This is a genomic window from Gilliamella sp. wkB112 (genome assembly GCF_001690685.1).
Lineage (GTDB): Bacteria > Pseudomonadota > Gammaproteobacteria > Enterobacterales > Orbaceae > Gilliamella > Gilliamella apicola_J.
The window spans coordinates 101,169-124,505 of the sequence record NZ_LZGL01000020.1; the positions used below are offsets into that span (position 1 = coordinate 101,169).

Sequence of the window (23,337 nt, forward strand, 5' to 3'; positions counted from 1 at the left end):
TTACGGTAACATTTCTAAAGGAATAGGATAAACATTTTCACGTGGATCACTGCCTTCAGCTAACGAAATCCAACGATCTACATCCGCATTACATTTTTGGTAATAACGAATTTTACTATTTAAATTACGGATAAATTTTTCTTGTTCTAGACCACTCATGCTTTTCCATGTATCTTGATCAAGTCCGGTTACATCACTTTTATATGGAATATTATCTAAATATTCACCAAGCAAACCTAAGTCGGCAATTTTAGTCACCGAATCTGATTTCAATTTACTTGGATCTTGTCCCATAGCTGCCGCAACGGAACGAAGTTGTGAAAACATATTATCGGCAGAAATCAAACCATCATTAGCTGCATTAGCAATTTTACTCACCACATCACTCAAATCACTTAGTTGAGATTTAGTTAATAATACCCGAGGTTCAGCGGTTGGGATAGTCGGTTTAATGAAATCTTTATCTGCAATCCACGCTTTAAAAACTGTTGGTGCTTTCGTTCCTTTAGTATCACCTAAGTAAGCCAATTGCATTGCTTTACTTAATAATAAAGCATCTTTTAACATATCAGAATTATCGTCTTTAGCATTAAGTACATTACCAACCGATGCTTCACCTTTATAAGCAAGTTTAACTTGCTCAGATAATGCTTTTGCCAACGAGTCAACTTTCTGACCAAACTCATTCACATCACCAGCATTAACAGGATAATATAATGACTTATGAATGAAATCATTATAAGTTAAGTCAGAATACTGTGTCGCTGCAACTTGATGATCTTTCTCGCCACTTGGCGTTTTTAAATGTAAAGCATAAATTGCCACACCTTTATGTTGTGCTTCTAATCGAAGTTGTGCGGCATCCATTCCTGTACTAGAAAGTTTATCATCCCCTGGAATTGCACTCGCATCCGTAATTAAAATCATGTAACGTGCACCAAAGTTATTCCAATTAATATCATTTAATGCTTGCGAAATCCCAGCATAAGAATCTTCAGCAAAATAAGCTGTTGAAACAGTGGCCTGTTTTAGGGAGGCGCTTAAATTTTTAAAATCTTCTTTGGTATTAACTTGGTTAGGATCGGCAAACACCTTAGTAACATATTCAAGTTTATCCGATGCTTTTAGACTTGAACGGAAAGATATCAAACCAAATTTTACTTGTTCTTGTAACTTCTCTTTTTCAATATGTTGATAAACACGTTCAACCGCTTCTTTAGTTCGGGAAATATAAGGATCCATAGAAATAGTTGAATCAATCACAAACACAATAGCAGCTTTAAATGGTGCAACTTGATTAGCATTTTTATCTGCTGTTTGGGGATCGGTAGATTTACTATTTTTTTTAATTAATGCATCTTGTTTACTTACAGAAGCAATCTCTAAAACCCGTTCATAAAATCCTTGCCCATTCATTACCTCTTCACCTTGTAAAATAGGCAATAAATAAAAGTTATTTTTGAAATCTACATATTCTTTAGGTTCTTGAGCAATGACTTCTGCTGTTGGTTTATCCGCTTTTAAAGCATCACGGATAGGTTTTAACAAAGATTCTGGTTGGCTAGCATCAATAATATTAGTTAACGAAGTTTTATCTTTAAAAAATAATAATGGATCACGATCAACAGGATTAGTAAATACCAACGTCATTTGCATATTCCAAGGAATAGCACACGCATTATTAAGCCAGCCAATGGTTTTCCCATAAGAATCAGGTCCAACATTGAGCCATTCTTGATTATTATCATTTTTACGTTCATAAACATAAAAACGCGAAAAAGCTGCTACAGAAGTACCGGTTGTATCAGTAATATTTTTTTTTAACTCACAGGTTGGTGTACTAAGAATGCGCTGATATAGTGTTGTTTTACCTTCCTGTTTAAGCGGCTCAGCTGCAAAACTCATCCAAGGAAGGCAAATTAAACTTACTGTGATAAATATATTTGAGATTACTGATTTTTTCATATGCTATTCCTAACTATTTTTGTAACTCAGATAAACGCTCTTTAGCTAATGTATTATTAGCATCATGGGTTAAAGAAGTTTCATACCAATAAATAGCTGTTTCCTTATCGGCTTTAAAACAATTATTACCTTGATAATACTTGTCGTCATACTCTTTGGCATAAAGCATAGCAATTTTTGCATTTTGCTGTGCTTGATTGGCATATAAACGCTGAGCGATATTACATTTGTCAGTTTTTTTAGCTTCATTTATTAACTGAATAATTGCATCAACATCAGGTTTTGTTTGCAAACATTGTTGAATAAAACTTAAATCATCTCCTGTAGCATTATTTAAGCTACATTGGCTATTAATTTGTACTGAAGGAGTGTCTTTTTGTTGATTTCGAGAAAATAAAAAATACCATGTAGCAATGCCTATTCCCACTAACAGTAATAAAATAACCACAATAGCAACCATTAATCCTAACTTACTTTTAGATTTAATTGGTTCATTAATCTGTGGCGTTATTATCGGTTTTGCAGCCAATTGCTCATCGGGGGTGTGATCAGGTAGAACTTCCTGCTCAATAGTAGATTCTTGTTGTAATGTATCAATGGTCTGTTCAACCGATAATTCTGGTTCTGGTTCTGGTTCTGGTTCTGATTCTATTTCAACTTGGTTATTATCAGTCAATGAAGAAGAATTATCTAATGCAGAAGACGCTAATACTGACTCAGTAATATTGACAACACCACCATCAATATAGTTTTTATTTTGGTTATCCCGTACCTGGATAAAAAATCTGACAGAATTATCTTGGGATAATAACGAATCAACTAACCATTCACTAACTTCTCCGCTTAATTGCTGGTTATCAACCATTAAATTAGTAACCGGATGCCAAGTTTTTTCAGGACCCCACTGTTTTAGACCTAATAAATAATAACCATCTTGATTGCGTTGAATAAGCATATCAATATCAGAACTACCATCCCAATTTTTAGCTAAAAACTTAGCTATACCTGGTTTATAGCCATCTAATTCAATTCGTAATGCCATGATATCCTCTATATTTATACCTAAGTACCATTCCATTAACATTTATAAGAAAGGTAATTATCTATAAGGGCACCGCCCCACTATCTTATTTTTAATTATCTAATCAATCATTTTCAGACTACTTTAATTTATCTGAGACTGTTTAAATGTCTTTAAAATCTCACCTAGTTGACTATTTTGTTCCTGACTTATTTCACGTCCGGCATGATGCCCAACATTTTCTTGAGCCAAAATCGCAAAAGCAATAAACCAATCAAATATGGCATATTGAGAATAATTCTTTGTTTTATCATCCAATTTTGGTAAAGGGTGGGTTGATTGATTGGTAAACTCGCTTACTGGTGAAGAAAATATTGGTTTACCTTGATTAACTCGACTCATCGGTATATCGGTTACTTGTCCTTGGATAAAACCGACCCATGCAATAAAATCAGCTAGTAAAGTATGAATTGTACTGAGCTGTCTAGACTCAAGATCATCTCGTTTATTACCAGTATTTTCATTTTTCAAAATTCGTTCACTTAAATTGTTTTCCAGCTTTAAACGATTGGCTGCGGTAATAAGCTCTTCAACTACAAACGAGAGCGTTTTTTGTTCTAAACCAAAAAACTGTACTATATGTTTATCCAACACAATATTTCTTAAATAATCTAACCATGCCGTAAATACTGTCTTAGCAAATTTTGATTCAATGGGTAAAGTAGTGGTTGGTTGAATATCTAAAGGCGAATTATTATCTGAGAATAATTCAAAATCAGTATTTAATCCAAAATCATTGGTTAAATCATCTACATTATTGTCTTGATTATCTCTAGTTATCTCACTATCTGCTTGATTTGAGTGGTAAAGAGCTCTGACAGTCTGTTCCGGTAATTCAAGTGTTTTCAGTAATTCACCAAGTAATAAAGCTTTACCTTGTAATTTTTTAATAACATCTGCAATAATTTGTTTTTTCTTACCTAATTCTTCATCGCTATCAGCTTGATACCAAGTATCAAAACGCATATTGATGATATAATCAATTTTCTCGTTAAGTTGCTCAACAATACGTTGCTGTTTTACTTCGGTGATAGCAACTTGTTCTAGATATTGACTAATACGTTCTATTCCACCATCATTCAACTTTAACATAGCATCCCAAGTTATAGCTGGTTCATTCACATATTCTTGAATATCAACATTGTGAACAAAAGTATTTTTCAGCATAAGCATCTTTTCTTGATAACTATCATTATAAGATTGCTCTTGATGAGTAACAGGATCCACTGTTAAAAACGGTACATCAAATCCAGGTTTACGTACTAGAAAAACATTGTTAAATTTACGATCATTAGACCAATTGGTTAACCAATCATAACTACCAAAACGTTCAAGAATAGTTTGTTGAAGCAAACCACCTTTACCCCAACTGTTTTTAAGATTATCTTCTGATAGTGTTAGCGACGTGCCAATACGCTTGTCAAACATCGTGATAGCCCATAACAATCCTGCTTTTTTAGTAGCTCTTTTTTCGGCTGTTTCACCTTGAGTTTTGTCAATCCAGCGCTCAAGTACAGGCCCAACATCATTAACATCTGACTGTTTATCTGAAGGAGTGCAAACAACTAAAACATTCATTTCTTGACTATCGGTGTATTTTTCAAAAAGATAAGCGACTTTACCCCGCAACAGAAGTTGTGCAATAGGGTTACCCTCTTTAACATCCGCAATGGAAAGCAAATTTAAACGACCTCGATAACCAGGAAAATCCAATAAATCTACATTTTCAAAGGTTGTTACTCGCGTCTTATTAACTAATGGGAAAATTAACTCTGCAGTCAAAAAAGCCAATTGCGCTAAAGAAATTGAAGTTGGAACACCATTAAGTGGGGTTATAGTTACAGTGGAATCACGAGCAGTGTTTAACCGTTCAAGAATATCCACATTCATAATACTGTCAATTTGTGACTTAGTACCATTATTGTCTTTAATTAAGACCGTCAGTGGTGCATATACGTTACTAGCATGGTTTAAGCTAGATAAAGTAGTGGCTAATTGTACATAAACTATTGTCAACTCACTAATTCCACCCCAGAGAACAGCTAAAAGTTCGCCTCGCTCTACAATCGAAAGGTAAGGTAGTAAGTGTATCGCTTTTTCCCAATAACCACCTTTTAACCCTTCAAGTGAATTACCAAAATTTTCTGATAAATAATCATAAAGATCCACAATATCATCTTCGGTAATACCACCGGTTTTATCCGCTTGTTTTTTATTTTCTAACCGTTGAATCAATTGGTTTAGTTGTGAAAATTCTATGTTATTGGTTACTTTTTGTTGATCGAAATCTTTAAAATAGGCATTAATAAGGATTTTAACAATTTCAATTTCTTGGAATAATTTTAACTCTAATGGATAGTTGGCAATGCCACCTTTGGCAATTCGACTAAAGCGCGTTACCAAACCAGTCGCTTCTTTACCACTACCCACTGGGTTAACGTGATCGATAAAATCTAAAACTTCATTATCGACAACAGTTTCAAGTTTACCATTGGCCCCTGCAGCTAATGCGGAGATAAGATAAGATTTCCCCGCTTGTGATAAGCCAAAAAATCCTACCGCCACAGATTTAGTTGATACATCACCTAATCTCTTAGCACTATTACGTAAACGACGTAATTCAAGAATTAAACCATCCGCCTCATTATGCAAACGTTTTGATGAGGCGCGAGTTTGTTCCACCCATGTAATTGCTTTAGCTGACGCTTGATAAACCTGATCCCAAGATTTAGGAAGTTGTTCGTTTAAATTTTTCATCGTTTTATCATTCCACTATCCAGCCAATACTGTGTACTAATTAAGCCCGAATTAACCATTGTATTTAAATTCAGTTTAATATCCTGATTTTTACTACATGAACGGCCATCCGAGGCACTTACATTTTTGATATAAAAACTTTCAACAGATTTTTGTCTATTATTAATCCCTAATGTAACTTCAAGCACGGCACCATCAGCACTAAGCCGTTTAGCTACTTCACTATTCTCAATAGTTATTGTATAAATTGGTGATGCTGGCCAACGTTCAATTTCTAATTGTTTAAAACCAAGTCTAGTCGTTCCCCTAATTTCAAAAGAAATCTCTGGGAAATCATAATCTGGATCGTCTAAATCAATGTCGCGATAATAGACATTTTCTTTTTTTATCATATTTAGGTTATCTAACAACCCAATAAACTTAACCGTTGAATACAAATTTATATTAGACGATCTAAAATAGAAATTAGGAAGCCGTAGGTTCTTACTTAAAAAACAAAGCATCGCACCTACTGCTGCGGTAGTTTTTGGATCATCTATCCGTTCCTGTTTATGGAATGGGTACCAACTACCGGTATAATAGCCATGAAGAGGTAAAATACGCCCAGCTGGAATTGATAATCGGGAACGGAAATAACTTTGGACACCAGGTAACCGTGAAGGCCTACCCGTTAATAGCAACACATCACATTGATAACAGCTAATAATCTCAGATAATGCATCAAATGTTTTACAAATATTGTAATAGTCACCACGAATAAACAAATGGTGAATACGTTTTAGGTTAATTTCAATATTCAAATCAAGTACTGAAAATTCCGGGTTATTTAATGCACGTCTAATAGGTTCATTAATAAAATTGAGTACATTGTCAGTCATTATATGATGTTGTAATAACTCCTTAAAAGTCGCGTTATAAACATGTTGTTCCGCACGTAGAGGATCGTAGAGTTCGTACGCTTTTAATACCTGTAAACCAATCGGTGTGAATAACTGTAATGTCAGCTGTTGTCGTAAAACGGCATCTTGAATAGAAAGTTGCTGTGAACCAATAATGGTTGACAAAATTGGATTAGGATCAGCGAGACCTGCTTGTTTTAAGCCATTGGTTAATGCGGTTAATACTGTATCTTGTATAAAATCAAGTAAAATATCATCACCAGCAACTTTAAAACCATCTCGAAAACACTGCGTTGGCACAATATAAGCATTACTACTATTTACTTGATTACTTGCTCCATAATCAAGTTCATAATCATTGATCACTAAATCAGTAGTGCCACCACCAATATCTACTGTTGCAATCGTTAGTTTTTGCTTATTAGGTTTATCCGGACGCACCATTGAAGCAATAAACTCTTCTGATCGACCATTATAATTATTTTGGGTTTCATTAAATAGGTAAACAACTTGACCACAAGTTGCTTCATCCCATTGAACATGAACCTCAGGAATATTAGGCCAAACATTTTTTAATTGTTCGGGATTGTTAAAATCAATATTTTCATCGGAATTATCCCAACCAAGACTTTTCCATACTAGGCCAATGGCTTGGTATACACACGATTTGAATATAGCTTGCTCTGGTTTAGGCATAGCCGGTGGAATGGTTAAAATAATTGAGCGTAAATTCCGCGGCGTTTTGGCGTGTTCAAGTTTATTGCGTTGAGCAACACTATTCATCTGCATTAAAGCATGCATTAACACTTCACATAGCATAAATGTCATCAAAGAACTACGTGAATATTTAGGATGGAAAACCGGCATTTTACGATCATATTCTTCGGCAATATCATTACTTAGAATATGCAAAGCTTCACCATATTCGTTAATTAAGCTAGAAAAAGGTTCTGAAGTTGCAAATGGTTCATGATCACTTTTTACATAATGAGAATTAAAACGCCAACCTTGTTCATATTTAGCCTGATCCCAAAGATAACGTTTTGGACTAGAGAGCCCCGTTGCCCCTTCATTTCCTTCTCGTCGGCTGGCCAGACGGCTGGCTTCTTTACCCACTCGAACAATACTTGGCCATCGGAAAGTATCTCGGCGCCCACTCTGTAATGAAAAATGTTCCTTACCAAAAAAAGTTTGCGCAAACTCTACTCTGCTTTCAAAAGGTTCGTTATAAATATGCTCTGGTTGGGTCAAATCTCGGATTTCAAGCTCATATCGGCGATTTAAGCTATCTTTATCCTGAACATGATCTTCAATTAAAATCCCGCAAGTTCTAGAATTACCAACATCAAGAATCATATCTACTGGAATCGATTTGACAATATCATCTCTATTATTGGAGACGATCTTAATGGTAGGCATATGTAATGAATCAGCTAGTAAATGAATAATATTTAAATAATGACCATAATAGGCTTTATTATTAATTTCTTGGTTAATATCATCTTTGTGCATTTTCAAGCGCTCTGGTTGTGGCGCTAATTCTTTAAATAAGTCGATTAACCAGTTGGTTATCCATTTAAGTTCTAAAAACCATGAAACTTGATCTGAACGATGGGCTAAACTAAATACCGAGCCAGTTTTAACATCATTATCGGTTGGAGCAAGATAAGCAACATCCTGCATATTAGCAAAAATTTTAGTATCAAATGCAAAGGAGATACGATGAGTGTTACCATCGGGATCTTCCCCTTCGGGAATACTAACAATCCTAACTCGACTCCAATTATGAGGGCCTTTATCAAAACGTTCAGGCGGTATTGATCTTAACACCGGAATCGGTAACCAAATACCATCATACAGTTTCAAGGATTGATCAACACTAATTTCTTGTGTTGGCGTAACAGCAAAAGATAGATTATCAGGAGCAAAAAATTTACCATTATCAACATCTTCAATCAGTCTAATTAGGGCGCCACTTTCTGAAGGGTCGATAAAACAACCATTTAATTTATTACGCCATTGATTATCTTTCCAATTTATTTTTAGTGCAAAATCAAGAAATTGAATACCACTATTCATAATTAAAGTGACTTCTTGACCATAGTTGCGTATTTCCGGAAGCATATACAACCCTATTGTTGTTTCATAGTAATTGGGAACGAAATCCCGTTATTATAAATTCCCTGACAATTAGCTTGATTATTTTTGCCAGATGTACACTGAATTTTTGGTAATTGATATTTAGTATTATCACTACAGATAGCTTCGGTATTACTAGCAATATTTAAATTGGCATTTTGAATACCGCTACTAACTTTACCAACACATTTAACACCGTCACTGCGTGTTACTGTGACTTCACCATTCCCTTGATTAAAATTATAAGATAACTGTAATGGTTTGCCAGTTGCCTTATCTTGAATACCACCACCTACAGACCATTGACCATTCAGAAATTTTGTTGAGCCTTGTTGCATTGCATCTTTAGGTAAAGTTAACTTATTAGGATCAACATTGGCATTGGCATTATTATCTTTATTTGCTGGTATCGAAGTCTGATCTTTGTTGTCAGTACCAGTTTGCGGTTCTGGTGGATTATCTTTGTTATTCAAATCAGCCGGATTTGGTTGTTGATTTTGACTGTCTGGATTATTAGAGTCAGGATTATTAACTTGACCATCGTTATTTGGTTGAGCGCCTAAATTTTGGTTATTATCACTACCATTTTTATCTGCATTAGCTGCATTATCAACATTGGCATCTTTTTCATTAACATTCGTTGCTACACCATTAGGATCAATCGCGGTAGTACCATTGGTTGTAGTCCCATTAACAACACCAACGTTTCTATCAATAATAACGTCTCTAACTTGTGGATCTTTTTCTTTTTGTTGTTCAGTTACTGCCGCAGGTAAGCTGGTATTATCATTATTTAATGACAGATTGGGATTAAGTGAAACTTGTGGTTTTAGAAAACAACCTCGGAGCCAAAATATTGCCAACAATAGTAACAACAAAGGTAATAAACCTAGTAACCATACCCACCAACGTCGCCACCAAGGTTTTTTATCTATAACGGGTCCCTCACTCGCAGGAATAACAGGCGGTACGGTTGCTAGTTGTTTTTTTACTGGCTCTAAGCAATAAAATGGCGAACTGGCTTGTGGAGTTTGTGAATTAATAAATCCCCAAAAGGTAATCACTGGTTTGCCATCAACAATATAAACAAACTGATTACTTGGGAAACGTATTGCCATCAAATTAGGTTCAAGACTATTAGCATCATGCTTAGGATCATAAATCAAACGACTAAAAAGTAATTGATCCCCTTCCAAATTAGGGTTACTGGCTAACTTCTCACCTAAATTCACAACCTGTTGTTCAAACTCTTTAAGCAAAATCAGGGCCGAGCGTTGTTCCTCTTCACTAGCGGATGTCCACGGTATAATATCGTACTGCCCTTCGGGTTGACTTGCGTCAAAAGGAATATACCAATCAACAATATTTCCTTGATCATTGCGTTGGGGAATAGCTAGAAAATCTGCATATTGTTTACCTAATTTTACTCTAAACATTTCCCTGATTTGAGTAGCGACTAAATAAGCCGCTTTACCATCATGGCCGAGTATTTTAAAATCCTTAATATCACCACTTCTTAGTAATGTATTTGCCATATATTCCTTGGTATAGTTTAAATAATCGAAATTATTCTAGCAGAAAAACTGACAGTTGTAATTGCTAGAGAAAAGGATCTGATAACTTATTAAAATTCAAATCATTACAAAATGATAATATATGACATATAACTAATTATATTAATTGTTTTTACTGATATGGCCTTTATAAATTGAATTTGAAAGACATAGGTTATTTGTTTTCTTTAATATAAAAATACTATTAGCATGATGAATAATATATTTATAAAACGGAAAAGAGAGATTTTGTAATAATAAAATTATACACCCAAGCTGTTTCTCATAAATTATGAAAAACAGCTTATTTTATTTATGGTTGAGTAAACTGAATTTCAATTTCTTCTAAAGTTTTTCCTCGTGTTTCAGGTAAATACCGTACAATTAATAGAATCATTACGATATTAACACAGCCAAACAACGCAAAGGTAATACTACTTCCTACCCAACCTAATAATATTGGGAAAAAGAGTGCAACAAAGAAGTTTACAACCCAATGCAATAATACTGTCCATCCCATTCCCAATCCACGCATACTGAGTGGAAATATTTCAGATAACATAAGCCAAAACACAGGACCAAGACAACCTTGCATAAAGAGCAAAAAAACAAGCATAAATAACAATACAACATAACTGGCATATTCGAAACTAGCGACAATAACATTTTCACCATTAATGATTTCTGTATGGAAAAAAGCATTAAATGAAAAAGCAATTGCAAATAATGAGATTGTACATCCAATCTGACCTGTCAAAAACATCCGACGACGATTGATTTTGGCAATAATTGATAGGCCAATGATAGTTGCACAAACAGAAACAAGTCCATTACCAATTGTAGCAACCAGTGCGGCTTCTGTACCAAGTCCTGTTGTTTTTAGTACCGTTGGTGCATAGTACATAATAGCGTTAACGCCAGTAATTTGCGAAGCCACAATAATTAACGTACCAATCCATAATAAATTTTTAGCCCATTTTTGTTGTAAAATTTCACGAAGATTACTTTTATTTGTTGTGTCTAATTTTGCAATAAGACAAATATCTTTATATTCATCTTCAACATTATCAATTGCCTTATCTCGGAATTTATCAAGCATCGCTCTTGCTTCATTAAGGCGTCCTTTTTTAGCAAGCCATCTTGGCGACTCCGGCCCTAACATCATACCTATCCATAATAAAACCGCTGGGATTGCTGGAATAGCAAGCATCCATCGCCAATTGTGGGAAGCTTCAGGAAAAGCCACTGCAATTCCTGCATTGACCGAATAAGCCATTAATTGTCCTGTTACAATCATGACTTCATTCACTGATGTAAGTGTTTCCCTAAAACGTGCTGGAGTTATTTCACCGATATAAACAGGTACAACAACAGATGCACCTCCAACTGCAATACCTAACAAAATTCGAAACATTATCATGCTAGATAAATCCCACGCAATTGATGTTCCTATTGCTCCAAAAATAAATAAAATTGAAACTAATCTAATTAATGTTCGTCGCCCTTTTGCATCAGAAAACCAACCACCCAGTAAAGAACCGATACAAGCACCAATCAGTAGTGATGAGGTTACCCAGCCTTCAGTAACAGGGGTTAAATGTAGATCTTCTCCCATAAAAAGTAATGCACCTGAAATAACACCAGTATCATATCCAAAACAAAGTCCACCAATTGCAGCAATTAATGGCATATATTTAATTCGTCTATTTATCGATTTTTCGTTCATAATGTGTAATCCTTTATTTTTTAGGCAAAAAAATCCTTAGTTAGCATTAAATAATGCTAATTATTAACAATGTTTTTATTTTTTTAGCCTTTTAAAATTTTTAGAAAATCGTCTTTATTGCTTACGGATGATAATGCTCTTGTCACCAACTCATTGGACAATAACGAGGCGATATCTTTAAGAATGGTTAGATGTTCTTGCTCTTGTGCTGCAACAGCAATAACTAAAAACGCAATATGAAATTTATCCCACCTAATACCGTGTGGAAATTGAAAAATATGTACACCACTATGTTGTACAATATTTCTTTGGTGATCTGAAATATGAGGTAAGGCGATACCATTACCTAAATATGTTGAAATTTGCTTTTCTCTTGCCTCCAATTGTTCTAGACATTTCGATGAAGTAAAGCCCTTAGTTTGAAATACTTGACAAACTCTGGAAAGCACCTCTGATTTACTTTGTTCTTGGCATCCTAAAGTGATGTCGTTAGTGGTAAGTTCTAACATACATAGTCCCCTTTTCAATTATGAATATATCTCTCATATCGTGTATCTCATCATTGATAGGTATACGAATGAGAGATTTTGAGCTGTAAGGGATTTCTCAACAGCTCACCTTTTTCTATCAACATTGTTGACTGAAATTTAATTCATATGATTCTTAAAATAGTTTCAATTTATTCAGTACACAATCTCTGATAATTTGACGACTCTTTTTTCTTTAAATGATTTTGTTGCAGCGGCAGCAATTAGTACTGAATACAAACCATCTACTCCAGTTGCTTTTGGTTCTGTTTTATTTTTAACTGCGTCACAAAAAGCTTCAATTTCAGCAATAAAAGCACCTCGATAACGGTCCCACATACCTTTGATAATCGTGTCAGTCACCGTTTCATGTTCCCCCCAAACTTGAGCTGTTGATGATGTATCATTACCATTAATTGCACAGCCTTTCGAACCGAACACTTCAACGCGCTGATCATAACCGTAAACAGCCTGGCGGCTGTTATCAATCACAGCAATCGTCCCTGATTTAAATTTTAAGGTCACAACCGCGGTATCCACATCACCGGCTTCACCGATCGCCTTATCCACTAATACTGAGGCACTTGTGTAAACTTCTTCCACTTCATCATTCGCTAAAAATCTCGCCATATCAAAATCATGAATCATCATGTCATAGAAGATACCTCCTGAGACTTTGACATAACTGATCGGTGGAGGTGAAGGATCTCGTGAGCTAATTTTAATAATATGAGGAGTACCAATTTTGCCTGCTTGTACAAGGTCATGCACAGATTTGTGGTTATGATCAAAACGTCTGCAGAAACCTATTTGTAACGTAATCTTGTTTTTTTGAGCTGCATTTAATGCTGCTTTTATTTTATCGAGATCATAATCTATCGGTTTTTCACAAAAAATATTTTTCCCTGCATTTGCTGAGTCAATCAATAAAGAAGAGTGAGTATCGGTTGAAGAACAAATTAAAACAGTATCAATCTCTTTATCATTTAGAATTACATTACAATCATTTGTAATAACGGGTACATTAATCTGTTTACAAAAATTTACTGATTCTTCACTCATAAAAGGATCAGCAATCGCTTTTATGTGAATATCAGGGAAATAGCGAGTAATATTTTCTGCATGTACCTTTCCGATACGACCAATACCAAAAATTCCAACAATCATTTAAACCTCCAAAATTTTAATCACTGAAATAAATTTTGTAATCTTTATGTGTAAGTACTACTAATTGTTATTGCAATGATTATGCCAACCATCAAAATTATTTTTATATATTGATTTTTCTATTTATTTCTAATTTAATTAAAATTTATATGTGTAATTTTTCAACATGTATAAATTGACATGTTTGTATACTGAACAATAATTTATGCAAATAAATACTTTGCCACTTCATATATTGAAATGTACTTTTATCTTTAAAATATTTTTACAATTAAAAAATAAAAAGATGCGCATTTGGCGCATCTTTTAGTTTTAAGTAATTAATCTTTTTGCAGAAAATTTAATAAGACATAATGGCTTTAACAGCTTTTGCAGTGGTGGTTTCAGGAAATAGTTCATAACCTATTATGCCCTTGTACCCAATCTTTTCTAAATATTCAAATACAAATTTATAATTGATTTCACCAGTTCCTGGTTCATGTCGTCCAGGATTATCAGCCACATGAATATGTCCTATCTGATCGATAAATTCAGATAAATTTACACAGATATCCCCCTCATTAATTTGCATATGATAAATGTCATAAAGTACTTTTAATTTAGGACTATTAATCAATCTTGTCATTTCCGCTGCCATTTTGGTCGTTGCCAAGTAATTACCAACATGATCATGTTTAATATTCAATGGTTCTAAGTTCATCTGAATATTATTTTTTTCAGCCAACTCTGCACACGTTAATAACGTGTCAAACATTGCGCAGGTTTTTACTGTGGTAGATAAATTGATATAATCATCAATGACTATACCTTGATCACCCAGTCCATTTGAGTGAATAGTTATTGCCTTTGAGCCTAATTTTTTTGCCACTTCAATTGATGCAGACAAATAAGCCAAATAATCCTTTTTCTGTTCCGGATCAATTAACGAAAGTTCTGCATCACCATTAAAACCACTAATTCCAATATTGACTTCTTGTACTATCTTTTTTATTTCATCGATATTTTTATCTGGCCATCCCCAAAATTCAATGTACTCAAAACCATCTTTTTTGGCAGCAACAATACGTTCAATAAAAGGTAATTCAGTATACATAGCGTCAATACATGCTGATTTAGCAAATTTCATCACTATTCTCCTTGTTTTATTTATTAAAAAAGAAATTGATACTATTGTTAGTAAAGCAATTATTGTGCCAATTGAATAATATTGTTTATATTTTGAAGTTATTCATTTTTTTTTTGAACCTTGTCACGATTTGTATAAAAAAAAGACATGGCAAACTGAACATGTCTATATACTGAACATTAATAATCGTGACAAAGCGAGAATATTTGATGACATTCGACAATGAAAAAATTGATGGTGAAGATTTAATTCAGATTAAACTGTTAGGTAATGAATATGATAAAAAGAAAACATTAAAAAATTTAGATGATGCTTGGGACCTGTTTCAACAAACAGGTGAAAAGTCCCCTCATCTAAGACAAAAAATTTATGATTCTTGGCTAAAATCCACCCAAAAAGGAATTAATCCATTTAAAGAAACTTATTACCAGATTATGCCGCTTGAACAAAGCAAAAAAATAATTAACGATAATCAAAGATTGATTCAAATCGCTTCAGTAATTATGCAAGGATTATTGAGTTATAATAGTCATGGACATATAAATTTAACTACATCTGATGGAGTTGTACTTTACATATGTGGTTTACCTATTACACCAATTGGAAGTATTCTGACTGAAGATGTACAAGGAACTAATTGTACTGGACGGTGCATTAATGAAAAAAAACTGGTTTATGTGTTATCTGCAGAAATTTATAATGTCGAATTACGCAAACGTAATATGGATTGTGCCGCTGCACCAATTAAAGATGTGAATAATAATATTATCGGAATTATTACACTCACAATGGGTGAAAATGAGCTATTTCATTATCACTCATTAGGGACTGTGCAAGCTGCGGCTAATGCAATCTCTCATCAAATACAATTGTACCAACTTCTAGAAAAAGAAAAGATGTTCATTGAAGCCCTCAATGAGGGTATTATTGTTATTGATCATAATCATAATATACATGCAATTAATAATTATGCTCGCCAATTATTTCAGTTAGAACAGCACATTGATACTTCATCACTTTCATTACAAGATATTGCGAATTTTTCAAAAGAAGATTTACTAATTTTTACTAACAATAATAAATATCAAGATTTAGAACTTACGATTACTTTAAAAAATAGGACATTATTACAATGTATGTTATCTGTGACACCTATACCATTTAATCAATTTATTTTATCCATCCGAGAAAAAAAACGTATCCATAAAATTACACAAAAAATTATGGGGGCACAAGCGCGATATAATTTTAATTCTATCATTGGTCATTCTTCTGCTATTCAATATGCTATCAATATTGCTAAATTGTGTAGCCAAAATAATTCAGTGGTACTAATTTTAGGTGAAAGTGGTACCGGAAAAGAATTATTTGCTCAAGCTATTCATAATGCAAGTAAACGAAAGGATGAACCGTTTATTGCTGTTAACTGTGGCGCACTACCTAGAGAACTAGTGCAGAGTGAATTATTTGGTTATGTTGAAGGTGCATTTACAGGTGCTAAACGTGGAGGGGTACCGGGTAAATTTGAATTAGCTAACGGTGGTACAATATTTCTTGATGAAATTGGCGATATGCCTATTGAAGTCCAAACTAATTTATTGCGTGTTATTCAAGAAAATGAAATCACACGTATTGGTAGTGAACAGTCACAAAAAATTGACGTCAGAATTATTGCTGCGACCAATAAAAATTTACAACAATCAATTATTAGTGGTTCTTTTCGGCAAGATCTTTATTATCGACTAAATGTGATGTCAATTTATGTTCCGGCATTAAAGGATAGAATTAGTGATATCCCAGAACTTATCCATAACTTTCAAACACGAATTTGTGCCTCATTACAAAAACCTCCTGTTAAATTTTCTGATGAGGTAATCCAGCTTTTTATGCAATATCCTTGGCCTGGTAATGTTCGAGAACTTGAAAACATTATTGAGCGTTGTATCCATTTTTCACAAACTCAGCTGATAAACTTATCAGATATTCCTGCTGAAATTGCATTATTTAATTCAAAACCTCGAACTTCTCTGACAAATAACCGTTTAAAGCAAAACGAAGTTAAACAAATAATTGAATGTTTGCACGAAACTCAGGGTAATTTACGTCAATGCGCTTTATTACTAGGCTTATCTCGAGGAACGCTATACAATAAGCTGAATAAATATAATATTAATCCAGATGATTATCGATAACTACAAAGATAATATCTTATTACCATTTTTTAATTTATATTTATTTCCATACTCAAACGTATAGCACTCCTGAAACATCTTTACACTTCACTACTATTCTAAAAAATCTTCGTCCGCTAAAACTCGTAATGGTTGCATATCACTTTCGCCTTTAATAACCAAAGAAGGATCTGAACGCAAACAAGTGCCGCCATAATGCCCACCAACAGTAAAAGTACATATTTGAACATAACGGTTATCTACTTTGGGTAAGCACCACAATTCTTGATATATATTTTCTTGCTGTGCAAATTTTCCAACTGTTTGATCTAAAATTTGCTCTTGATTACTTACTAGTTGAATATCACTACCGCGACGACCAGCGATAGGTTTAACTGCGTAACCTTTTTTTATTAAGCTATCATTAAGCGTAAAAGTAGACTCTAATAAATAACGATGGTGAGGGAACAAAGACCATAATACTGGTAAGATAGCTTTATTACTTGGTATAACCGTCCATAATGGTTCAAAAACCGATACCTCTGGTCGCAATAAAACATCAATTAATCTAACTACATTTTCTGGATGACCAGTACGAATTGGTAAGCCAGCAGTTTGCGCTTCACTTTCTTCACGCAGCTGCTCCAAAACTGTTTCCCATGCCCATGTTTTCCATACACAAGTGACTTGGCGATCCTCATCGTCGACTAAACGACCACGTTTATCCCAATGCAATCCATCTAATCCACACAATATTTTGTTATTAAAACCAGCTTGAGTTAATGCTTTTTGCATAAAAAGTGCATGATAGTTTTCCTCACTATCATTGTCTTGCATAATATGAACAAAAGGCTTGGCATCACTATGCTTCCAGCAACTAACCAGAGAATTAAGTAAACCTCTACCTGGATCGGTACCAACCGTTAATCCTGCTTGGATTGCCCATTTTTGTAAAATAATGCTACTTTCAGTATGGCAGGAAGCGGAATCAGCATTATATTCATAAACCTTTAAACCACGTTCATCCATACAAAAGTCTAATCGCCCTGAAATCATTTGGTAACGACGTTGTTGCCAAGATAAACGTAACCTTGGCCATAATATTTCAGGAATATTAAAATATTTCAATAGATTATCATCTTTTAGGACTCTATCCGTTGCATGTAAATACATTAAATGTAACTCATTCGTTGCTCGAATCAGCTCTTGTTCAGCACTTTCAGATATGGTGAAATAACGATAATGATCATCATGATTAATTGCATGACCAGAAGCTAAAATATAGGCTTTTTCTACTGGTTCTTGTTCGTTTAACCATTTACCATCAAATTGATTTTGATTATTTATATGTGCACTTCGTATAGTAAGCAGAGCTTTGGGCACATGTGGTTGTGGCAAGCTATATTGGGTGTTATCGGTTTGAATCATCCACCCTAAAATAGTAGTGTCATCGAAGGTATCATGTAAAAGATAACCATTATCTGAAACTGTCATCGCCAACTCTCGTGTCCATTGCTGCCCTTTTGGCAGCCGAGTATGAGTCAAATTTTGTTCTACAATTCGAATTTTATCATCGAATACCTCAGTAATAATGGCAATATGCCCCGTACGTTTAAAAAAACCACCGTCATCCCAAACTAATAAGGCTCCGACTTCAGGTCGTTTTCTACTACCATTAGCAAATGCTTGCAGTGGTAAAATTGCTTCATTGATTGCTTGACGTAAAAATCGTAATGAAAAAATTTCATGCGCCATACCAACATCAGTAAAAACCAATCCATGGTTTAAATATAAAAACCTCCTAGCAAATTCAACGCATTGCCATTTATAGCCCATATACTCTCGCTCCAAATAGTTACGAAATGAAGAATCATCCGGATATTGTTGCTTATTCACTGAATCATAATCAGATGAATAAATAGCTACTCCTCCTGGCGCATAACCTAATAATGTACCAAAAGGTTCCTTATGATCTGGATTAACTAACATGTTGCAATGACCTTATATTAATAAATAAAAATTTTTTAAAACTGAACTATGCTAAAATTTGTCCATCATAGATCAATTTATATACTTTAAAAAGCAGTGTTTGAATTTAACTGACTTGAAGTACAGCAAAATGCCTATATATAGTTGTTACCATAGGTAATAATACCTTGTAAATATGCCATAAAAAAATGAGAACAATAAAATTATGCAACAGACTAAATTAAATGAATTATTAGATTTTCCTTGCCCTTTTACTTATAAAGTTATGGGGGAGGCTAAACCTGAACTAGTGGATAAGGTGATCACTGTTATCCAACGCCACGCACCAGGAGATTATTCGCCATCAATAAAACCGAGTAGTAAAGGCAACTATCATTCTGTATCAATAACAATTAATGCCACTCATATTGATCAGGTTGAAAATTTATACAAAGAATTAGGTGAAATTGATATTGTGAGAATGGTTTTATAATACTTTACTTTTGTATAATTATTATCTAAAAATAGAGTCTTTCGATGATATTATTGCCGACTTTAAACAGGGCTTAAATGCTACTCACCTTCTATAAGATATGAAAATAGGGAAGATTATAGCTTCCCCATTTTTGATGATAAATGGCAATTAACCTAAAATTTTGGTTAACTCTTTAGTTACCTCAGCTACCGCTTTGGTACCATCAACACAAAAATACTTGGTGCTACCATTTTTGGCTTCTTGTTGATAATAACTAATTAGAGGTTTAGTTAGATCATGATATTCAACCAGACGTTTGCGGACAATTTCTTCACTATCATCTTTGCGTATGGTTAATGGTTCACCAGTTACATCATCAATACCGTCAACTTTTGGTGGATTATAACGAACATGATAAACTCGGCCTGATCCTGGATGAACTCGACGCCCACTCATACGATCAATAATGACTGAATCCGGCACATCAAATTCAAGAACATAATCAACATTTATGCCTTCCGCCTTCATCGCATCTGCTTGCGGAACAGTACGTGGAAACCCATCCAATAAAAAACCATTAGCACAATCACTTTGCGCAATACGTTCTTTAACCAAAGCAATAACTAATTCGTCAGTAACTAGTTTACCGGCATCCATTAATTCTTTAGCTTGCAAACCTAGAGTAGTTCCAGCTTTTACGGCTGAACGTAACATATCACCGGTTGAAATTTGAGGGATACCATATTTTTGCATAATAAATTGTGCTTGAGTTCCCTTCCCCGCTCCAGGTGCTCCTAATAAAATAATTCGCATGAAATAACCTCTTATGGCTTTATTAAAAAGACTTCTTTATTCTGGTAAATAATGAAATATAACTTTACTGCTTGATATTAGCCCATCTGTTTGGCAAATATAATTAATGGCTCCACAACCTTTGATCATTTGAGCCGGCTTTTGACAAGTTGGACAAATAAACTGTTCAAGATAATGCTGTTTACAATGAGGACAATTATAATGCTGTGGTGAAACCACACTCATTTTATTATGACATTTAGGGCATAAACCTTCTTGACTCTTACTATCCAATGTTTTATTTGGCATAAACTATTTACGACCTCTAACATGTTTCATTAATCGACGACGTTTACGTTGTTGCGATGCCGTTAAACTATTTTTTTTACCTTCAAATGGGTTAGCACCTTCTTTAAATTGAATACGGATTGGTGAACCCATTATTTTTAATGACCGCCTAAAATAGTTCATTAAATAACGTTTGTATGAATCAGGCAAATCTTCAACTTGATTACCATGAATAACCACAATAGGAGGATTATAACCACCAGCATGAGCATATTTTAATTTAACTCTACGACCACGAACTAATGGCGGTTGATGATCATCCTGCGCCATTTGCATAATTTTTGTTAATAATGCCGTATTAACGCGGCGAGTAGCACAATCATAAGCCTCTTGGATTGAATCAAATAAATTACCAACCCCACTACCATGTAATGCAGAAATAAAATGTAAACGCGCAAAATCGATAAAATCAAGCCTATCGTCTAAAGTGTTTTTTACTTGTTCTTTAATATCTTGAGTTAAACCATCCCATTTATTAACAGCGATAACAAGTGAGCGCCCACTATTAATAATAAAACCTAGTAACGACAGGTCTTGATCTGAAATACCTTCTCTTGCATCTATGACCAAAATAACAACATTGGCGTCTTCAATAGCTTGTAATGTTTTAATAACTGAAAATTTCTCAACTACTTCAGTTACTTTACCTCGTTTACGAACCCCTGCGGTATCAATTAATATATATTCACGTTCATCTCGGGTCATAGGAATATAGATACTGTCACGGGTGGTGCCAGGCATATCATAGACCACAACACGCTCTTCACCCAAAATCCGGTTAGTTAGTGTTGACTTACCAACATTAGGACGACCAACAATAGCCACTTTAATTGGTTGATTAATTAGCGAATCAGATTCATCTAATGCTAAATCATCATAAGATTCAGGCAAATCTTGAAATTTCTCATCGAGATTAGCATCGGCAACATTTTCATCATTTTCAAATTGAAAAATGGGATCTAACACCGTTTCAATTAAGGAGCTTACCCCTCTTCCATGACTGGCCGCAATTGGATGAATATCACCTAGCCCTAAGGAATAAAAATCGGAAATTGCTGTATCAGCATCAATACCATCAATTTTATTGGCCACTAAAAAAGTAGCTTTTTGACGAGCACGTAGATGTTTAGCAATCGCATGATCGGCAGGCATCCCACCAGCTCTGGCATCAACTAAAAAAAGGACAATATCAGCTTCTTCTATGGCTTGTAAGGATTGTTCAGCCATAAAACTTTCAACACCATCTTCTGTGCCATCAATACCACCGGTATCAATGACAATATATTCATGGCCTTTAATTTCAGCGCGACCATATTTACGATCACGAGTTAATCCAGGAAAATCAGCAACTAACGCATCACGTGTTCGTGTTAACCGATTAAATAAAGTGGACTTTCCAACATTAGGTCGGCCAACAAGTACTACAACTGGTATCATTCTTATTCTCTGATTACTTTAGTTCTTTATAAAAGCGTAAATATCGCCATTTTTAGCCTGAACAATTAATTTATTATCCACTACTAATGGTTTAGATATTAATCCGCTACTACTTACTTGAGTTTTAGCAGCTAGCTCACCAGTGTCGATATTTAGCCAGTAAAGATAACCTTCGAAATCACCAACAATAATATAATTCTGATAAATGATAGGGTCGGTCAATTGGCGATGTAGAAAACCAGTTTGTTTCCAAATTTCTGCCCCACCATTTTTAGAGACCGCTTGAACGTTGTCATCTTGGTCAACAACGAACAATCGAGTAGAATCAACCGCAAAACTGTGGGTAGAACCTAGTTCTTTTCGCCATACAATTTGACCATTACTTAAGTCAAGTGCAACAACGTTACCATTATAACCAACAGAATAAACTAAATTACCTTCAACAACAGGAGTCGAATCAACATCATTTAATTTGGCAATTTCAGTAGATCCTGATGGTTGAGAAATACGTTGCTGCCAAATTAGTTGACCATCGTTAATATAGTAAGCATTTACTCGACCATTATCATCGCCAACAATTGCTGCACCATGAGCAATAGTTGGTGTTGAATTACCTCTTAATGATAAAGGTGGAACTTCAAGAGAAAGATCCCATAAATCATCACCTGTATCACGATTTAATCCTTGTAAAAAGCCATTAGCTGTATGTAAAATCACTTTATCTTCAGATGAAACTGGGCGAGCAAGAACTTCACCTTTCACGGCCTTTTCCCAAATCACTTTACCTGTATTACGTTCTAATGCGTAAACAACCGCTCGCTCACTACCGACATAAACATATTTATCATCCGCACTTACCCCACCAGAAAATAATGCCGTATGACTACTAAACAGAGTACTTTTGGATAAATTTACATCCCATAAAGTATTACCACTCGATAAATCAATTGCTTTCACTTGTCCGCTACGGCTGGCAACATAAATAGCGTTGTCATAATTGATTGGACCCAATAATGAATAAATATGAGTGTTACCTGCGGTACTATTTTGCCATATTTGTTGTATAGGAAATTGGTTGTTTACTGTGGGTGAAGGTGAAACTTGAACAACTTCTTCTTCACCACCAAATAAAGAACATCCAGCAAGTGATAACATAAAAACACTGGTAAAAAGACATTTTGATAACTTCATTGTATATGACCCTTA

16 protein-coding genes are annotated in these 23,337 nt (G+C 34.5%); 2 read left to right on the top strand and 14 right to left on the bottom strand.

Going from position 1 to position 23,337, the window contains the following annotated elements; translation table 11 throughout:
• The 9 genes from A9G12_RS11005 to A9G12_RS11045 all read right to left on the bottom strand — a co-directional run bounded on the left by A9G12_RS11005 (position 1) and on the right by A9G12_RS11045 (position 14,940).
• Positions 1–1,965 carry a vWA domain-containing protein gene (locus tag A9G12_RS11005; RefSeq protein ID WP_065565897.1) on the bottom strand — a complete coding sequence of 655 codons (1,965 nt, stop codon included), beginning with the start codon at positions 1,963–1,965 and terminating at the stop codon, positions 1–3.
• A gap of 13 nt (positions 1,966–1,978) precedes the next feature.
• Complete coding sequence (locus tag A9G12_RS11010) at positions 1,979–3,007, bottom strand: hypothetical protein (protein WP_065565898.1); 1,029 nt, start codon at positions 3,005–3,007, stop codon at positions 1,979–1,981.
• A 123-nt stretch (positions 3,008–3,130) separates the two neighbouring features.
• Positions 3,131–5,803 carry a putative virulence factor gene (locus A9G12_RS11015; protein ID WP_065565899.1) on the bottom strand — a complete coding sequence of 891 codons (2,673 nt, stop codon included), beginning with the start codon at positions 5,801–5,803 and terminating at the stop codon, positions 3,131–3,133.
• Positions 5,800–8,826 carry a virulence factor SrfB gene (locus A9G12_RS11020; protein ID WP_065565900.1) on the bottom strand — a complete coding sequence of 1,009 codons (3,027 nt, stop codon included), beginning with the start codon at positions 8,824–8,826 and terminating at the stop codon, positions 5,800–5,802. The genes A9G12_RS11015 and A9G12_RS11020 overlap by 4 nt, the downstream gene beginning before the upstream one ends.
• 8 nt (positions 8,827–8,834) lie before the next feature.
• Positions 8,835–10,376 (bottom strand): SrfA family protein, encoded by a 1,542-nt coding sequence (locus A9G12_RS11025; RefSeq protein WP_065565901.1) that lies wholly within the window; start codon positions 10,374–10,376, stop codon positions 8,835–8,837.
• A 331-nt stretch (positions 10,377–10,707) separates the two neighbouring features.
• Positions 10,708–12,120 (bottom strand): sugar porter family MFS transporter, encoded by a 1,413-nt coding sequence (locus A9G12_RS11030; RefSeq protein WP_141674164.1) that lies wholly within the window; start codon positions 12,118–12,120, stop codon positions 10,708–10,710.
• 83 nt (positions 12,121–12,203) lie between these two features.
• Positions 12,204–12,629 carry a PTS sugar transporter subunit IIA gene (locus A9G12_RS11035; RefSeq protein WP_065565903.1) on the bottom strand — a complete coding sequence of 142 codons (426 nt, stop codon included), beginning with the start codon at positions 12,627–12,629 and terminating at the stop codon, positions 12,204–12,206.
• 174 nt (positions 12,630–12,803) lie between these two features.
• The gene (gene iolG, locus A9G12_RS11040) at positions 12,804–13,814 is read right to left on the bottom strand and encodes an inositol 2-dehydrogenase (RefSeq protein ID WP_065565904.1); all 1,011 of its coding nucleotides are present in this window, start codon (positions 13,812–13,814) and stop codon (positions 12,804–12,806) included.
• 340 nt (positions 13,815–14,154) lie between these two features.
• Positions 14,155–14,940, bottom strand: coding sequence for a hydroxypyruvate isomerase family protein (locus A9G12_RS11045; protein ID WP_065565905.1), 786 nt, complete (start codon positions 14,938–14,940; stop codon positions 14,155–14,157).
• 209 nt (positions 14,941–15,149) lie between these two features.
• On the opposite strand from A9G12_RS11045, the gene A9G12_RS11050 reads away from it, so the two are divergent.
• Positions 15,150–17,132 (top strand): sigma-54 interaction domain-containing protein, encoded by a 1,983-nt coding sequence (locus A9G12_RS11050; RefSeq protein WP_065565906.1) that lies wholly within the window; start codon positions 15,150–15,152, stop codon positions 17,130–17,132.
• 93 nt (positions 17,133–17,225) lie between these two features.
• On the opposite strand, the gene gss is transcribed toward A9G12_RS11050, so the two are convergent.
• The gene (gss, locus tag A9G12_RS11055; RefSeq protein WP_065565907.1) at positions 17,226–19,100 is read right to left on the bottom strand and encodes a bifunctional glutathionylspermidine amidase/synthase; all 1,875 of its coding nucleotides are present in this window, start codon (positions 19,098–19,100) and stop codon (positions 17,226–17,228) included.
• A 205-nt stretch (positions 19,101–19,305) separates the two neighbouring features.
• On the opposite strand from gss, the gene ybeD reads away from it, so the two are divergent.
• The gene (ybeD, locus tag A9G12_RS11060; protein WP_065565908.1) at positions 19,306–19,572 is read left to right on the top strand and encodes a DUF493 family protein YbeD; all 267 of its coding nucleotides are present in this window, start codon (positions 19,306–19,308) and stop codon (positions 19,570–19,572) included.
• 150 nt (positions 19,573–19,722) lie between these two features.
• Here ybeD and adk read toward each other — a convergent pair whose 3' ends face one another.
• From adk to bamB, 4 genes are read right to left on the bottom strand one after another with little or no spacing between them, the layout of a single operon-like run.
• On the bottom strand, positions 19,723–20,367 hold the full coding sequence (adk, locus tag A9G12_RS11065; RefSeq protein WP_065565909.1) for an adenylate kinase: 645 nt from the start codon (positions 20,365–20,367) through the stop codon (positions 19,723–19,725).
• 36 nt (positions 20,368–20,403) lie between these two features.
• Complete coding sequence (locus tag A9G12_RS11070; RefSeq protein WP_065565910.1) at positions 20,404–20,655, bottom strand: YfgJ family double zinc ribbon protein; 252 nt, start codon at positions 20,653–20,655, stop codon at positions 20,404–20,406.
• 3 nt (positions 20,656–20,658) lie between these two features.
• Positions 20,659–22,131 (bottom strand): ribosome biogenesis GTPase Der, encoded by a 1,473-nt coding sequence (gene der, locus A9G12_RS11075; RefSeq protein ID WP_065565911.1) that lies wholly within the window; start codon positions 22,129–22,131, stop codon positions 20,659–20,661.
• Between the two features lie 18 nt (positions 22,132–22,149).
• The gene (bamB, locus tag A9G12_RS11080; RefSeq protein WP_065565912.1) at positions 22,150–23,322 is read right to left on the bottom strand and encodes an outer membrane protein assembly factor BamB; all 1,173 of its coding nucleotides are present in this window, start codon (positions 23,320–23,322) and stop codon (positions 22,150–22,152) included.
• Positions 23,323–23,337: the final 15 nt, after the last annotated feature.

What these genes read in the sequence shown, in the direction of transcription:
- A9G12_RS11025 (WP_065565901.1), bottom strand. Translation starts at nt 10,376, where the DNA reads ATGGCAAATACATTACTAAGAAGTGGTGATATTAAGGATTTTAAAATA.
- A9G12_RS11070 (WP_065565910.1), bottom strand. Translation starts at nt 20,655, where the DNA reads ATGCCAAATAAAACATTGGATAGTAAGAGTCAAGAAGGTTTATGCCCT.
- iolG (WP_065565904.1), bottom strand. Translation starts at nt 13,814, where the DNA reads ATGATTGTTGGAATTTTTGGTATTGGTCGTATCGGAAAGGTACATGCA.
- gss (WP_065565907.1), bottom strand. Translation starts at nt 19,100, where the DNA reads ATGTTAGTTAATCCAGATCATAAGGAACCTTTTGGTACATTATTAGGT.
- adk (WP_065565909.1), bottom strand. Translation starts at nt 20,367, where the DNA reads ATGCGAATTATTTTATTAGGAGCACCTGGAGCGGGGAAGGGAACTCAA.
- A9G12_RS11010 (WP_065565898.1), bottom strand. Translation starts at nt 3,007, where the DNA reads ATGGCATTACGAATTGAATTAGATGGCTATAAACCAGGTATAGCTAAG.
- A9G12_RS11015 (WP_065565899.1), bottom strand. Translation starts at nt 5,803, where the DNA reads ATGAAAAATTTAAACGAACAACTTCCTAAATCTTGGGATCAGGTTTAT.
- A9G12_RS11035 (WP_065565903.1), bottom strand. Translation starts at nt 12,629, where the DNA reads ATGTTAGAACTTACCACTAACGACATCACTTTAGGATGCCAAGAACAA.
- A9G12_RS11045 (WP_065565905.1), bottom strand. Translation starts at nt 14,940, where the DNA reads ATGAAATTTGCTAAATCAGCATGTATTGACGCTATGTATACTGAATTA.
- der (WP_065565911.1), bottom strand. Translation starts at nt 22,131, where the DNA reads ATGATACCAGTTGTAGTACTTGTTGGCCGACCTAATGTTGGAAAGTCC.
- bamB (WP_065565912.1), bottom strand. Translation starts at nt 23,322, where the DNA reads ATGAAGTTATCAAAATGTCTTTTTACCAGTGTTTTTATGTTATCACTT.
- A9G12_RS11050 (WP_065565906.1), top strand. Translation starts at nt 15,150, where the DNA reads ATGACATTCGACAATGAAAAAATTGATGGTGAAGATTTAATTCAGATT.
- A9G12_RS11020 (WP_065565900.1), bottom strand. Translation starts at nt 8,826, where the DNA reads ATGCTTCCGGAAATACGCAACTATGGTCAAGAAGTCACTTTAATTATG.
- A9G12_RS11030 (WP_141674164.1), bottom strand. Translation starts at nt 12,120, where the DNA reads ATGAACGAAAAATCGATAAATAGACGAATTAAATATATGCCATTAATT.
- A9G12_RS11005 (WP_065565897.1), bottom strand. Translation starts at nt 1,965, where the DNA reads ATGAAAAAATCAGTAATCTCAAATATATTTATCACAGTAAGTTTAATT.
- ybeD (WP_065565908.1), top strand. Translation starts at nt 19,306, where the DNA reads ATGCAACAGACTAAATTAAATGAATTATTAGATTTTCCTTGCCCTTTT.